The organism is Pseudovibrio sp. FO-BEG1 (genome assembly GCF_000236645.1).
Classification (GTDB): Bacteria; Pseudomonadota; Alphaproteobacteria; order Rhizobiales; family Stappiaceae; genus Pseudovibrio.
The window spans coordinates 1,204,659-1,218,699 of sequence record NC_016642.1 but is presented as its reverse complement, the minus strand read 5'-3'; the positions used below and the strand labels follow the sequence as shown (position 1 = coordinate 1,218,699).

The 14,041-nt window shown below is 48.7% G+C and carries 13 protein-coding genes; 7 read left to right on the top strand and 6 right to left on the bottom strand.

What is annotated here, in order from left to right:
• Position 1: 1 nt before the first annotated feature.
• The 6 genes from PSE_RS05685 to PSE_RS05660 form a co-directional block, all read right to left on the bottom strand.
• On the bottom strand, positions 2–1,201 hold the full coding sequence (locus tag PSE_RS05685) for an O-antigen ligase (RefSeq protein ID WP_158309181.1): 1,200 nt from the start codon (positions 1,199–1,201) through the stop codon (positions 2–4).
• A 234-nt stretch (positions 1,202–1,435) separates the two neighbouring features.
• The gene (locus tag PSE_RS05680) at positions 1,436–2,209 is read right to left on the bottom strand and encodes a metallophosphoesterase (protein WP_083841550.1); all 774 of its coding nucleotides are present in this window, start codon (positions 2,207–2,209) and stop codon (positions 1,436–1,438) included.
• 6 nt (positions 2,210–2,215) lie between these two features.
• Positions 2,216–4,531: a polysaccharide biosynthesis tyrosine autokinase gene (locus tag PSE_RS05675; RefSeq protein WP_041768024.1), complete on the bottom strand. Its 2,316-nt coding sequence runs from the start codon at positions 4,529–4,531 to the stop codon at positions 2,216–2,218.
• On the bottom strand, positions 4,518–5,600 hold the full coding sequence (locus PSE_RS05670) for an outer membrane beta-barrel protein (RefSeq protein ID WP_014283974.1): 1,083 nt from the start codon (positions 5,598–5,600) through the stop codon (positions 4,518–4,520). Before PSE_RS05670 ends, PSE_RS05675 begins: the two co-directional genes overlap by 14 nt.
• A 210-nt stretch (positions 5,601–5,810) precedes the next feature.
• A complete protein-coding gene (locus PSE_RS05665; RefSeq protein ID WP_014283973.1) occupies positions 5,811–6,398 on the bottom strand; it encodes a hypothetical protein in 588 nt (195 codons plus the stop codon).
• 246 nt (positions 6,399–6,644) lie between these two features.
• Complete coding sequence (locus PSE_RS05660; RefSeq protein WP_014283971.1) at positions 6,645–7,274, bottom strand: sugar transferase; 630 nt, start codon at positions 7,272–7,274, stop codon at positions 6,645–6,647.
• A gap of 749 nt (positions 7,275–8,023) precedes the next feature.
• Between PSE_RS05660 and PSE_RS05655 the strand changes: the two genes are divergently transcribed.
• Genes PSE_RS05655 through PSE_RS05625 form a run of 7 tightly spaced genes read left to right on the top strand, consistent with a single transcriptional unit; the run spans position 8,024 to position 13,984 of the window.
• Positions 8,024–8,563, top strand: a complete 540-nt coding sequence (locus tag PSE_RS05655) for a transcription termination/antitermination protein NusG (protein WP_014283970.1) — start codon at positions 8,024–8,026, stop codon at positions 8,561–8,563.
• Between the two features lies 1 nt (position 8,564).
• Positions 8,565–9,560, top strand: coding sequence for a hypothetical protein (locus PSE_RS05650; RefSeq protein ID WP_014283969.1), 996 nt, complete (start codon positions 8,565–8,567; stop codon positions 9,558–9,560).
• Positions 9,547–10,617: a glycosyltransferase family 1 protein gene (locus PSE_RS05645; protein ID WP_014283968.1), complete on the top strand. Its 1,071-nt coding sequence runs from the start codon at positions 9,547–9,549 to the stop codon at positions 10,615–10,617. The genes PSE_RS05650 and PSE_RS05645 overlap by 14 nt, the downstream gene beginning before the upstream one ends.
• Positions 10,607–11,503: a glycosyltransferase family 2 protein gene (locus tag PSE_RS05640; protein ID WP_014283967.1), complete on the top strand. Its 897-nt coding sequence runs from the start codon at positions 10,607–10,609 to the stop codon at positions 11,501–11,503. Before PSE_RS05645 ends, PSE_RS05640 begins: the two co-directional genes overlap by 11 nt.
• Positions 11,503–12,111 (top strand): hypothetical protein, encoded by a 609-nt coding sequence (locus PSE_RS05635; RefSeq protein ID WP_014283966.1) that lies wholly within the window; start codon positions 11,503–11,505, stop codon positions 12,109–12,111. The genes PSE_RS05640 and PSE_RS05635 overlap by 1 nt, the downstream gene beginning before the upstream one ends.
• Entirely contained in the window at positions 12,108–13,313 is a 1,206-nt protein-coding gene (locus PSE_RS05630; protein ID WP_014283965.1) for a hypothetical protein, read from the top strand. The genes PSE_RS05635 and PSE_RS05630 overlap by 4 nt, the downstream gene beginning before the upstream one ends.
• Entirely contained in the window at positions 13,313–13,984 is a 672-nt protein-coding gene (locus PSE_RS05625) for a hypothetical protein (protein ID WP_014283964.1), read from the top strand. Before PSE_RS05630 ends, PSE_RS05625 begins: the two co-directional genes overlap by 1 nt.
• The last annotated feature ends 57 nt before the right edge of the window (positions 13,985–14,041 follow it).

The following is a 14,041-nucleotide window of genomic DNA, read 5'->3' as shown; positions in this document are numbered from 1 at the left end:
ATTACCCTCTTACACTACTGCCTGCTCTGCTGTTCCTTGCACTCAAGGACTGCGCAACACCTACACACAACATAACAATGTAAACGAGAGCAACCGCTTGTATCTCAATACTGAAATCTACCGTTGAATGAATTACGACAACGGTGGAAGAGCAAATTCCAATTGTAGGGTACAGTTTTCGAACCCGCCGAGAATGCAAGCCAGATAAACACTTGGAAAACGACCAAATGAACACTGCAAACAGGATTAGGCTTGCAGGAATGCCGAGCCCTACTATTGCTTCAAGATAACTGTTGTGAGCCTTGTCCCATGTGAGTTCTGCAGGGAGCTCAGAAGTCGGGTAGAGCATCAGCATTGTCGGGAAGGCTCCGGCACCTACGCCCTGTAGCGGGTAGTCTCCTATCATCTGAAGAACAGTTTGATAGAGCTGTAATCGATAGCTGTCAGTAACCCCCTGTTGGATCAGTCGGAGACCTATTGCATTGCCTGACTGCACCAGCAGAAGCCCAATTATACCTGCAACCACCAGAACAACGAGTATGGGCGAGACGGAGACACCAAGAGACCTTCGTTTTCGGCTGATGGAGAACGGGCCAAGGCATAGGAACAGAAAGAGCAAAAGTGCAATCAAGCTGGAAGCAATGCCGGCTCTGGAGTTAGTGAGGAACACTGCCCCCCACAGAATAATTGTAGGCCCGAGCAAGGAAGCGGTTTTGAGGGAAACAAGTTTTTCCAGCAGCTGAAGGACTGGTTCGGACGCGTCGGAGGTCTGAACCAGCTTACGAACTCTGGCATAAAGCAATATGGCTGCAGTTATCGCTGAGATGCCGAAGTAAGTAGCTGCGCTGTTGCGGTTTACAAAGGTTGCTGTGAGGTTGGTCGTGTCAAACCGGGGGCCAAACCAAAGAATGTTTGGATCGCCTGAAGTCAGAGCCATGGCGCCATAGATCGCGTAGGCCGTGGCTGAGTAGATCACCGCCAGAAGCATCACATAAGCACTGGAGGCCTCCTTAGCAAACTGAATGACAAGCCAGGCAAAGATGACGTACGTGGTTAGCCTCAGCAAAGTGAGTTTGCCGAGCAATGGGTTGGCAGTCATCCGGCCATCTAACTCCTCCTGCAACAACACCTCTGAGTAGTTCCAGATCGGGTTAGATAGACCAGCAAAGTCGCTGGGGACCAGCTGGATTGAGATCCACAACAACACACTGCCAAGGCATAAAAAAGGGAAGACTAACTGGCTTATCGGAGGACCTTGGTAGCTCCAGTTTATCCTTGCAGTACTCCAGAGGAGAAACGCCGCCCAAACAACTGCAAAGTTCACGATCCAAAGTAAAACCCTGTTGCTTCCTAAAACCAGCGGACAGAAAACGATGAGAAGCAGCAGTAGAGTAAAAGCAGTTCTATCAAGAAATGACCTCGACATACTCCCTCCTCACAAGCGCAAAATGCTTACTTGTGATCCTTCAAGTTTCAAAACCGAGAGTTCACCGGTGAAGTAGGCGCCAGTATCAATGTTGATCCGGTTCTCAAGTATCTCTGGTGCTGAGACAGGAGTGTGTCCATGGACGATCTTTTTCGGGTAGCATCTTACAGAGGAGAGGAAGGCATCACGTATCCATAGTTGCTCGGCAGTGGTTTGCGCGGAGAGCTCTTTCTTTGGATTAACGCCAGCGTGCACGAAATAGTAATCGCCCAGCTCAAAGCTCGTTGGAAGCTGGCTTAGAAACTCAATCAATCGCGCTCCCATCGCATTTTGCAGATCACACCGCAGTTCGTTGCGCATAAGATGGGGATCTGCCCCGTTTAAGGACACACCAAAAGAAGACAGGGTTTCCAAACCTCCAAGTGAGATCCACATTTGGATCAGGGATGAGTCCTTCAGAAAATCCAGCAAGACCTCTTCATGATTGCCTTTGAGACATATCCGCTTCCTTGTGTGGGAGAACTGAAACGCCAAATAATTTAGAATCTCTGCACTTTGCTTGCCGCGATCGATGTAGTCACCCAGAAAAATCTCATAGCAGTCGCCGGAGTATTCAGCGGCATCCTCGTCAATCATCCTGATTGCGCCCTTCAGTAGTTCAAAGGAGCCGTGAATATCTCCGACTACATAGGCCCGGGTGTTTTCTGGTAGTTCAAAGACTCGGACCAATTGGTTGGCATCATGCGAGCGCGAGGCTCTTTGTTTTCTGAGTAATGACAACATGAGGCACTACCCGTAGTAGGCTTCGTACTTGAAGTAATCGTAGCCGTAGCTAGACTGATAGCTATACTTCTTTGCTTTGTTGGAATTGAAGTTGTTCAGCACTACTCCAAGAATGTTCGCGTTTGCTTTCTCCAGAAGATCAGTTGCACGTTCAACCGCAAATCGGTCTGTCCGATCCCAGAAGGATACCATTATGGTGCCTTGAACCATTCGAGACAGCACGCGACTGTCGATCACCGGAAGGACAGGCGGACTATCGATCACCACCAAATCAAACGTTCTGGAAGCTGCATCTATCAAAGATTGCATAGCCATCGAAGAGAGGAGTTCGGCTGTTTCCCAGAGATCATTTCTTCTTGGAGCTGGCAGGAAATAGAGTGACGAGTTCGGCTCTTTCCGAACTGCATCCTTAATGTTGAACTCCCCTGTCAGAACGGTCGCAAGATTGGCTTCTGTCGAACCAGCCAAAGCAGCTGTAGAAACAGGGTGACGCATATCTGCGTCAATCAAAAGAACGCGCTCACCTGTTTTTGCTGCGTAATGCGCTAGGTTCAGAGCTACGGTGGACTTACCTTCGCCTGGAAGAGCAGACGTAATCAGAAGTGTTTTGAGAGAGTTATCGACATTGGAGAACCGGACACGGGACCGCAATACCCGCACTGCTTCAGCATACTGGCTGAATGGATTTTGCGAGGCGTACTCCCAAATTCCCTCTGGCAGCGTGCGTAGCTTGGCTCTCGCTTTAGAGTTGGCCGGATACTGTGCACTCTTGAACCCAAGGCGAGCTTTCAGGTTGTTCCAAACGCCAGCGATCGTCCCACCTTCTTTGTTGATGCTAGACGAATGCTGGTCGATCATTGGCACTGTTGCAAACAGCGGGAGACCAAGCCGTTCCTCAACATCCTCATGAGACTTGAGTGTGTAGTCAAAGAGTTCCAGAAGAAGGGAAATCACAACTCCGACGACCAATCCAAGTAAGAATGACAGCACAACGAAGAGCTTCTTGTTTGGGTAACTGCGCGCGACTGGTGGCGTCGCCTGCGTTAGGATCCGACTGGTGATGTTGTCCATTTTCTCAGATTCCTGCGTTTCCTTGAACCGGTTCAGGAATGACTCGTAGAGAGTTCTATTGGCCTCTGCCTCACGTGTAAGCTCACGCAGATAAACAAGGGCCTGATTTTCTGAGCTCGTTACATTGCGAAGTTGTTCAAGGCTGCTTGAGATAGACAGCTCACGGCTTCTGGCAACGGCCAGTTCGTTTTGCGCTGTGTTGACGATGCGCTGAAGTTCCTCGCGAATCTGGCGATTGAAATCAGCTAGTTGGGAGCGAACACTGACGACTTCCGGGTGTTTCTTTCCGTACTTCACCACTAGCTCAGCTTCTCGCCGAGCAACTTCTGATGCCTTTGCTCTAAGCTGAGTGATTACAGCAGATTGGGCGGCATCTGCAAAAGATGAAGCCGAGCCACCTTGTTTTCGGACTTTATCTATCTGGTTGACTTTTGCCTGCGCCTCAGCCGTTTTTGCGCGGGCTAGTACAAGTTGCTGATTGAGAGTCGCTATCTGCTTTTCATTGAAGGTGGCACCGTCCGCAACTTGAAGGTTGTTCTCGTTTCGGAAAATCTCAACGGCCTGCTCAGACTTGCGTACCCTCTCCCTCAACTCCGCCAATCTGATACTGAGCCATTCATTTACACGGCGCGTTGCATCGTATTTGGTTTCAAGCTGATCCATCAGGTATGCATTTGCAAAGCCGTTCGCCAGTTCTGCTGCCAGGCTTGGAGATCGGGCTTCGTACATAACATCAACCACAGTTGTGTTACGACGAAGCTTTACATCCAGGCCGGAGAGTACTCGTCTTGAGAGATCTGAAGGATCATGTCCGTAAGCTGTAAAGGTCTCCTTCTCTTCAGCTCCCATTATCTTCTTTATAATGCCGTTGATGAGAGACGGTGTCGGCAGGAACTCAGGAGAGTTCCAAAGGCCATGCTTATCGATGACGCGCTCAGCTACAGCATTGGAGCCAATTATCTCAATCTGGCTTTGCAGCACTTTATCATCAGAGCCGAAGCCGCTGAGGACAGCTTCAACATCAACAATGTTGGCTGCCCGGGTTTCGATAAGAATAGATGTGGTAGCGGTGTACTTGGGTGTGGCTATAAGAGAGATACCCGCTCCAACGATTGCTGCAAACAACGCACTGCCGATGATAAGCGTGGCATAGCGCTGGATAAACTGTAGAACTTCCCGCAAGTCGATCAGATCTTTGGGTTGCTCCGCAGGAGGCGTGGAAGTTGACGTTGCCGCGTTAGTACTCTGCATTAAAGTTGACCCCTAACAAATGTCTGTCGTAGCTCACGCCAGGCCGATCAGAACTAAGCCTCTCGTATTCGTATGCGGCACCCAACTTCATGTAACGATTGACGAAATAGTCCGTCTTAACCAATGCTCTGTATCTGTTATCAACGCGGTTGACCCCTAGGTAGTCTTCGCGCGAGTAGATGAAGGCGGGTGAAAAGATCCAGTTTCTTAAGAACTCATAGTCGACAGCGATTTCCGCATAAGATTCCAGCTGTCCGGCAGAACCAAAGACATAACTTTCTTCAATAGATTGAAGACCGATGATGTTCACTGTCACCAGTGCGGTGGGTGTCCATTGAAGTTCAACGTTATAGGCAAATGTCTGAATATCCTGACGAGTTTCCAACTCGTAGTCCTGACTGAGATAACCAACACCCGCAGATCCATGAATGGTCCCGCGCATGTCAAACTCCATTCCAGCTAAGAGTTCGATACCATTTGAATCGCGATTGCTTGATCCGGTGTCGCGCCAGTTACGCTCATTGAACTCAGCGCTGCCATAAAAACTCAAGCCCGGGAAGTATGCATAGGAGACCTTGGCTATAAGATCATATCGATAACCATCGCGATTATCCTGATCCAGTACATCTCCATCGACGGATTCGACGTCGTGATAATCATAGTGACTGATTGAGCCTGTTGCTCCTACCGTCACGCGATTGAAGGTTTTCGAGGCTCCTGCATATCCGCCATAAACGTTGTAGCGAACCCCAGTCTTAGAAGTGAGCGGAACATCGTTGTCTCCCAGTTCATCCTGGTTCAGCTCAATCCTTCCGCCTAAGTTCAATGCAAGATCATTCAGCACATCGACGCGACCGTCGGCAAGTGCCCGCCCTGAAAGGGTTGAGGCGTTGGCATCTTCAAAGACATAACGTTCCCGTGCAGAAAGGTAGAGATTGAGGCTGTGTCTGGAGAAGTCAGAGTTTACTGCAATAGCGGGCGAGATGAGTCCAACAAGACTGCCCTGCATGTTGTTTTGCTCTTGGTAGATGTTGGAGTCATAGTAAAGGCCTGAAGTAAGCGTGGGCATGATAAGCCAGCCAGGGAACCTCATCCCCTGGGCGTCATACTCAGGCCTTGGCCGCATTCTGACCCGGTATTCTGAAAACTTACCCAGCACCACTTTAGTGCCCTCTTCGGCAACAGATGCATCCGAACAGAGAGCAGCCAAGCCTGCTAGCAAAATGGGCCGTATGCTTCTCATTCATGCACCAACGGTTGAAGTAAACTTCGAGCGACATCAGTTCGGGCTTGGGAGGCTAAACCCACCCCCACTTCCTTTGCCGGTTGTGGGAGCATCACGGGTTCTGGCTCCGACTTGCAGTCGAGCACCAGCGACAACGCCTGATCCGCGCGTGGCAGAAACCGCATTAAATGCTGTCTTCATCGAATGGCTGGAACTGACAATAGCTTGCTCCAGCGTGTTCATTCCATGATCATCTCCGGTGCTCATCATGGGTTGAAACGCCATGTGTAATCCCACGCCCATTTGCTCGGCCTGCGGACCGGAAACAAACCAAGAAAGCCGGGAAACTGCGTGTGCCATTGACGGATTACTTGCCACAGCCTCACTGATCGCTTGCGCGAACTCAGGAGTTGCTATGTGCAGGCTGGACTGCATGGCATCCCCCAGCATTTGCAGATGGCTGTCCTCCGCAGTGCTCGCGAACTGAAGCATGAGGCCAACCGATGAGACGGGATCAGCCATGACTTGCTCAACCATTGCATTTGCTGCATCTGGCACATCTTGTGCTAGCACCTGCGTTGCCCAAAGAGACAAAGCTAGTGAGCTCGCACCAAGGCAGAGCAATAGGCTTCTTTGCTTCATTTCAAAACATCCAAATTAGCGTCAAATTTCCAACTGAAACAGTTTCAGACAAGCAGTCCTGCATGCCGCAATAAAAACAGCAGGTTCTGGAGAACAATGCTTTCGCAGCTTCTCAGAACTTAGGCTTTCCATGCAGCACCAGACGGCGCCGACAAAACCTTACGCAAACGACTGAGGATACTCATTCGAGGTGGGAACACGGCGCGTGCGCCGCGGGCCTTCTCATTGGTTCTGCAGTTTAATGAGTTATTCAAACTGCTCTGTGACGATCTCATCTCCGCGGAACTCAGGCATAGTTGCATGGCCTACTGCGTTGATGCCTTCACGCCTGAAAACGATTATGAACGTAAGAAAGATGATCTTAAGGTCCAGCCAGAAGCTCTTGTTCTCGACATACCAGACATCAAGCTCAAAACGAGATTCCCAGTCGAGGCTGTTTCTGCCATTGACCTGGGCCCAACCAGTTATGCCTGGCTTCACCAAATGTCGACGCAACTGACGTTCTGAGTAGAGCTCTAAGAAGCTTGCAAGCTGAGGGCGTGGTCCTACAATCGACATGTCGCCCTTCAAAACATTAATGAAGCCAGGCAGTTCATCGATGCTCCAAACACGGAGAAACTTGCCAAAGCGTGTTAAACGCTCAGCGTCTGGTAGCAACGCGCCATGCTCATCGCACTCGTCTGTCATGCTTCTCAGCTTGTAAATCTGGAAATTTCTACCAGCCTGCCCCGTTCGTGTTTGCTTGAATATTATTGGTCTTCCGAGTTTAACTCCCACAAGCAGTGCGGTAATCGCCAGAATTGGCAGAGTGATAGTTAGGACTGCCAGGCTGAACATAATATCGAAAGCCCGGGTCATGTAGTCTTGGTACTTCATTTAACAACCCCTCAGAATAATTGAAGGAAATGCGTAGTATTCGCCGCATTTGCCTCCTCAAAGGAGCCGCCCTGATACAAATTGCTTTTTATGTACTCGCTGTTTGCTGAGAATCACTCTTTCGAAAATCAGGAATAAAACAAGAGCATGAAACAAATCGCTCTCTCTTAGCTGTGAGTTGGAACAAATTGCTAGAATAAACCCACCCAACCTGCAGTAGTCGCAAATACACCCCCGAATCACATCACCACTGACGCTCAGATCTACTAGAGCAGAGAAAAAGCACGGCTACGCCATAAATCATGATTGGCATCATTGCTTGTTTTTACTGGAATTTTAATGAGTTCAAGCTTGTATACTTGAAGGTTTGACTGAACAACTGGAACGGAAATGATAGGGTCAAACTAGTAGATTTCTACTTATTCCCTTTATTCCCACCCATATTTCAGTTTATCATTTTAGATACAGTGATTTTTCAACGATTGTCTTGGCATTTATTTTCAGATTACGTTTCTAATCGACTCACCATGCAATTGTGAAAACCCTTGCATGACAATAGTTTATCAGCAAATCACCTAATCAACGCCACACAACATTTGAGTGGTGGTGCGGTAGCCGTTGCTTTTCAGGCTCCAAAATGAAGCTTCCATCAGTTGATGGACACCTACTTATGGTTCCTTCAACTCAACTGATCGACCGACTTCAATGCACCAATTTGCCGAACATCCCTAGTCACTCTTGAGGTAGACATGATTGCTACTGTCGAAAATGATCCCAATCATTGGTTTCTTGTTCAGCTGAAACCCAACGGATTTGACATGGCGCTGCGCAATTTACTTAGGCAAGGTATCGGCTGCTTTATGCCCCTTCAACCGGGTGGAGCTTCGCAGCCTTCCAGAGGCAAAACTGCGCGTCTACGGCCTCTTTTTTCCGGTTACCTGTTCGTCAACTTTGATCCACTCAGTGGCAAATGGCAGTCGGTAAACAACACCAAAGGCGTGACGCGACTGGTCGGGTTCGGGAATGGGCTACCTTCGCCAATTCCTGCAGCACTTATCGAGGGGTTGCAGGCTCGTTGCGACAGCAAAGGCGAGCTGTTGCCGATTGATGATCTGGTCGTCGGAGAGAAGGTTCGTATCGTTGCCGGACCATTTGCAAACTATATCGTTGAAGTAGAAAAACTGCCGGACACAACACGCGTTGGTGTCTTGTTTGATATGCTTGGCAGAACGGCACGCGCCACAGTTCCTGTAAGGGACCTAATCCGTTGCGGGAGTAGAGCTGCCTGAGATGGCATCCCTTCTAGATTTTCACTGCGTTTCAGATAGCCGCTGGCAAGCCTTGTTGGCATTGCGGCAGATCTATCCAACCTACTCGCCAAAACGTAGAGCTTTGTGGTTGTTGAACGCACTTAACCAGATCAGCCTGCGGTTGCGTCCAGTAGGATTTAAGCTTCTTACAGATTTTGAGCTCAACCTGCTTCCAACCTTGAAAAAGAGCCAGACACGAGCATTTCTTCTACACAAGATGTTTCAGAATGAGCGTGTTTATATCTTTGATTTTGAACCCGAAGACCGAATGATTTCAGTTACTAAGCTGGCGCGAAGTAAGCGGTCGTCTCAAGGATTGGAGCGAGAGGCAAAACATCTAAGCGATATTGCCGAGAACACAGCCCTTTCGGTACCTGAAGTCCTCAAATTTTCCAGATGGGATGAGGGTGCCCTCCTTCAAGTAAGCGCAGCTCCAAAAGACTTTCAGATTTATGACAAGACCTTCCCTGTTCCGCAGAACGTGCTAGTGGCCATCAAAAAGCTAGAAACACTATCCGAGTTACCCGCAAAGGAGTTGTCTTTTTGGCAGCGAATGTTTGGCCGGATCACAGAACCATCCCTCAAGGCCCTGGCTGATAACGTTTCTCCTGAGCAGCGATTTGCAGTTGGAGCAGCACATGGAGATCTGGGATCTGAAAACATCTTCACACGCGGCCCTTCCAAAAATCTTGAAGATTTTCTGGTGATCGACTGGGAAGCCTATGACAGCAAAGCCCCAGAACTGACGGATCAGGTTGGATTATGGCTCGGTCAACGGCATCGCAGTTTCAAGTCAATGAAGAAGCTAAACAGAGCTGCACTAGCTCATGCATTTCTAGAGGATTTTAAAGAAAAGAGCGGTGGCATCGAGGCTGCCCTATTAGCCCTCACATACCTCGCTTACAACGGAATCGATTTGGCACAGTCCTTAATTGGAGATACCGGAGCACTGAAGCAAACACATGATCCTGCTTGATAATATCATCTTCGAACTTCAGCGTTTTGGTGGCATTTCTAAGTACTGGGCGAAAACCATCGAGCGTGTTGATGCCTCAGATCTCAACATCTCCTTTCTTGAGAGTGAGAGAGCCTCCCAAAACTTCTTCCGCTCAGGTCTGCGATTGACCCATCCGCAGCAGGCTGAAGATGGCGGACCAACAAAGCGTCGATTGACCCGTTCAAAACAACACTGCGATATCTTCCATTCAAGCTATTACCGCACCTCCCGAAACGCGCGGGCTAATGTTGTTACAATCCATGATTTCATGAATGAGAAGTATCCGACCAGCTTGCGTGATAAGGCCTTAGCCTATCTAAAGAAACAGGCCTGTCATCGCGCAGATGCTATTGTCGTCGTTTCTGAGCAGACCCGTCGGGACTTATTGGAAGCGTATCCATTTGTAGATCCAGGCTGCGCTCACGTGACCTACAATGGTGTTGATGAAGAGTTCTATCCCGAACCACTAATCACCTCTTTTGAAGTTGGCGAGAACACCTTTAATCCACGGGACTACTTTTTGTATGTAGGCACCCGAGGCTTTTGCAAAAACTTCTCGTATGTGCTGCATTTCATGAAGGAAGCCAAAGCTCAAGGGCTGATCGCACCACTCATTCTGGTTGGCGGAGGGCCGCTCTCTCCCAGTGAATGGACAGAAATTGAAGCCAGTGGTCTCTCAATCAAATCAGTTCGACAACTCACCAGCGTCTCAAATGATGTTCTGCGGCGTCTTTATAGCAACTGCCTGGCTCTACTTATCCCATCTATTTATGAGGGGTTTGGCCTCCCTGCTGCTGAAGCTGCCCGCTGCGGTGCGCTGGTTCTATCAGCACGTGGCTCAGCATTGGATGAGATAGTCGGTGAAACAGAATATGCCTTCGAGCTATCTCTGGAAGGTGAGGCATCCCGGGTATTACGGTTAGGTCTTCACAGTTCAAATGCTGAGCAGGAACGGAAACGTTTGCAAGCCCGTTCATTGATGTTCGACTGGGATACTTCAGCCACGAAGTTGATGGAGATCTACAATGACCTCTAGTTGCACCGCATCTGAAAAGCTTCCGATTTCAGTGGTCATTCTGACCAAAAACGAAGAGGACACAGTCGAAGGCGCAATCGCTTCTGCAAAGGCAGACTTTGAGGAGGTCATCGTTCTGGACAGCTACAGCACAGATCAGACTTCAGAGCGTGCAAAATCTGCAGGAGCTGTCTTTGTTCAAAACATATTCGAGGGCTACGCCAGTCAACGCAACTTTGCCCTTAAAATCATGAGGCACCGCTGCAAATGGGTGTTCTTCCTGGATGCAGATGAACGAATTTCTTCAGAGCTCATCGCTGAGCTTCGTGAGAATTTCGCTGAGAAAGCCGCTTCAGTCGGCATGTTCTATCTGAGACGCAAGGATATGTTTGGAGGGCGCTGGATTCGTCGAAGCTCTGGTTACCCAACGTGGTTTGGTCGACTATGTCATGCTGATTTCGTTCATGTAGAACGCGAGATCAACGAGGAGTACCACTGTTCTCGTCCAACCGACCGGCTTGAAGAGCATTTGCTGCATTACCCTTTTGCAAAAGGGCTTTCCCACTGGCTGGAGAGACACAACAGATACTCAAGTGCAGAGGCTTTTACCAAAGCGCCCCCAAACAACAGTAGTGCAAGTAATCCTTTGATGAGATTGATTTTCTCAAGTGATCCGGGACTTCGACGAAAAGGGCTAAAACAGGTCTACATGAGCCTCCCCTTCCGGCCTTTCTTCGGATTTCTATACCTTTACATTCTGCGAGGTGGTTTTTTGGATGGGCTCCCGGGATTACGCTTTGCGTTACTGAGAGCTTTTTATGAACTGATGATCTCAATTAAGCTCGATGAGATCCGTTCCAACACGGTTCCAACTGCTACCAAAACCGCAAAGACCGAGCTCTTATAATGGCACGCACGCGATACATCATTGTTTTAGGACCGGATGGAAGCGGTAAGACAACTGTCGCGGATCAGTTGGCTCATACCCTTGATATTGAGGGCCATTCCGTAAAGCGATTAAACTTCTCGTTTGGTATCCTCCCATCCATCTCCACGATATTGGGCCGAACCTCACGCAGCCAGAAGCCCGAAGGTACAAGAAATGCAGGTATGGTGAAGCCACTTAGTGTGAGCCGAGCCTCGTTATTGGCTTGTTGGTATGGGCTGGATCATATGCTGGGGCATGTCTATCTGAAGTTCTGCCCCAGAAATGAGATCATCATTTTTGCGCGGTCTTATCATGACTTTTTATATCAACGCGCATACATCAATCTGCCACGCATTATTCCTCTCTTATTTATAGCTTTTGGACCAAAGCCAGATTTGCTTACAACTCCTCTGCGTGATCCCAGCGTCATTCACGCACAAAAGCCTGAACTGACGGACGTAGAGATTAAGCAACAATACGCTCGCATATCCAAACGGATGCACCGCTACCGTTACTTTTCAAGTGTCGACGCAACACGCGGGATAAAGCAGACCGTTCTAAGCTTGAGGGCATTGCTAAAGCTATGAATGCCTCTCGTGTTGTTTTGTCACTTACCGAGCAGATCTTTGCTTCTGGCTTCAATTTTCTCCTTTTTCTGTGTGTTGCTCGTTTGTTGAGCGGCGAGGAATTGGGCATCTTCACAGCGATATTCTCCCTCAACCAGAGCTTCTCATTCTTTCTTTTTGGCCTGGTCTTGTTTCCGTTATCCTCAGCTTCTGGAGCTGATACACCCAAGCAAATCGGGATTGCCCTAGTGTTGCTGGTAATCTTGCTTTTAGGATTTGCACTGCTGGCGCCTCTAACTACTTACGCCTTTGATAGTTTGAAAGATCAAGCCAGTCTGCAGCTTTGGGTTTTGTCTGTCAGTTTCTTTGCTGGACAATGTTGCTATGAGGTAGGTCGTTGGCTTTGCATTAGATTGCACAGTGTTCTAGCTGCTTTGCCAGTGACCCTTTTTCGGTTTACATCCTTCTTTACTGCGCTCTATCTACTCTCATATTGGCAACTGAATGCAGGACATGTGATTGTTCTGCAAACATGTATCAGCCTGATTGCAGTTGGATTCTATGTTTGGCTGCTGCGAGGTTTTCGGGACAAAATTGTTTGGGTTCTACCTGATCGAGCAACCTTCAAGCATTTAGCAACCTTCGGAAACTCAGTCGTTTCATTTGTCGCCAACTTCATCGTTGTCTCTCTAGTCGATAGAGGTTTGGGCGGGGGAGGACTTGCTGCTTTTCAAGCCATCCGTTCTGCGACTAATCCAATTGGTTTGGTCAGCCAGGTGCTCGACAATCATTTTTCTGCAGAGTTTTCTCGATCCGGACAGAGAATGAGCTTTCATAGGCACATTCTTCTCGTTGCAGTCTCAGGGGCAATTTTGCTGTTCCTGCTTTCGTTTATTTTTGCGAGAGAAATCACCGAGCTTCTCTTTGCCGGACGTTTTTCTGAGTATTGGATTTTAGTGCCTCTGCTGCTTCTTGCTTCTCTCTGTCACGCGTTAACGAGACCAGTTTTCGTTAGTTGGAGAGTGAGCAACAGCACGAAGTCATTAAACACCTACAGCTTTCTGATTTTGATCGTTGTAATGCCAGTCTTACTCATCACCGGCCTAACAGGGCATAGCTATGTAATGATTGGTGTGTTTGCGCTTTTACCGATGAATGCACTGCTCATCGAGTTTCTTCGGTACCCTGCGGAGAACAGGAGATTAACCCAATCAAAGCCTTGATGTCAGACGCCGAGATACTCGCACCTGCGCTCCTCGCAAAGATTCTTGGTTCCCTTCGCAAGACAGTCGTTTTTGTTGTGCTTCGTAACTATGAGAACTTACCGTCAAGTTGGGGGAACGACATCGATATTCTTGTTGCTCCGGAAGATCTGACACGAGCTCATGCGGTTGTCGTTGAAGAGATGAAAGCGAGTGTATCGTCAGGCATCAAGATAGAGATCATGCAGCGGTTTAACTTTCGGGCAACGCGCGTTGCTTGTCATGATCGTGAGCTTCACATCGATCTCTATTCAGCAATGAGCAAAGCGTGGCTAACATATGCGAGCACAACGGTTATCTTAAGAGAACGCAAAAAAAATCATGGTCTCTTCGATACGCCTGATCCTTTACACGAACAGCTATTGATCGCAGCAAAAGAGCTTTTCTCCTATGGGCAAATACGTTCTCGATATCACTCAGGATTAACTGGTCATGACTTCAACGAAGCCAATTGTGTTGCTCAGGAACTGTTTGGTGATCGGATTACGAAGGATGGGCGCGAGTTAATAGCACGTGCACTCGTGGATCCCTCTGTGGAGGGGCGCCCTCAGCCAAGCGCAAACAGTTGGTTTCAACCTATACAAGCCTTGCAATGGGTCAGACAGCGGCACCAAGGCTGGGTACCAGCTTAACTCAACTGCCTTGAACCTGGCACTATTTTGCTGGTGAATTCAATCACTGGAGTGATC

What these genes read in the sequence shown, in the direction of transcription:
- PSE_RS05680 (WP_083841550.1), bottom strand. Translation starts at nt 2,209, where the DNA reads ATGTTGTCATTACTCAGAAAACAAAGAGCCTCGCGCTCGCATGATGCC.
- PSE_RS05675 (WP_041768024.1), bottom strand. Translation starts at nt 4,531, where the DNA reads ATGCAGAGTACTAACGCGGCAACGTCAACTTCCACGCCTCCTGCGGAG.
- PSE_RS05670 (WP_014283974.1), bottom strand. Translation starts at nt 5,600, where the DNA reads ATGCCCACGCTTACTTCAGGCCTTTACTATGACTCCAACATCTACCAA.
- PSE_RS05665 (WP_014283973.1), bottom strand. Translation starts at nt 6,398, where the DNA reads ATGAAGCAAAGAAGCCTATTGCTCTGCCTTGGTGCGAGCTCACTAGCT.
- PSE_RS05660 (WP_014283971.1), bottom strand. Translation starts at nt 7,274, where the DNA reads ATGAAGTACCAAGACTACATGACCCGGGCTTTCGATATTATGTTCAGC.
- PSE_RS05655 (WP_014283970.1), top strand. Translation starts at nt 8,024, where the DNA reads ATGATTGCTACTGTCGAAAATGATCCCAATCATTGGTTTCTTGTTCAG.
- PSE_RS05650 (WP_014283969.1), top strand. Translation starts at nt 8,565, where the DNA reads ATGGCATCCCTTCTAGATTTTCACTGCGTTTCAGATAGCCGCTGGCAA.
- PSE_RS05645 (WP_014283968.1), top strand. Translation starts at nt 9,547, where the DNA reads ATGATCCTGCTTGATAATATCATCTTCGAACTTCAGCGTTTTGGTGGC.
- PSE_RS05640 (WP_014283967.1), top strand. Translation starts at nt 10,607, where the DNA reads ATGACCTCTAGTTGCACCGCATCTGAAAAGCTTCCGATTTCAGTGGTC.
- PSE_RS05635 (WP_014283966.1), top strand. Translation starts at nt 11,503, where the DNA reads ATGGCACGCACGCGATACATCATTGTTTTAGGACCGGATGGAAGCGGT.
- PSE_RS05630 (WP_014283965.1), top strand. Translation starts at nt 12,108, where the DNA reads ATGAATGCCTCTCGTGTTGTTTTGTCACTTACCGAGCAGATCTTTGCT.
- PSE_RS05625 (WP_014283964.1), top strand. Translation starts at nt 13,313, where the DNA reads ATGTCAGACGCCGAGATACTCGCACCTGCGCTCCTCGCAAAGATTCTT.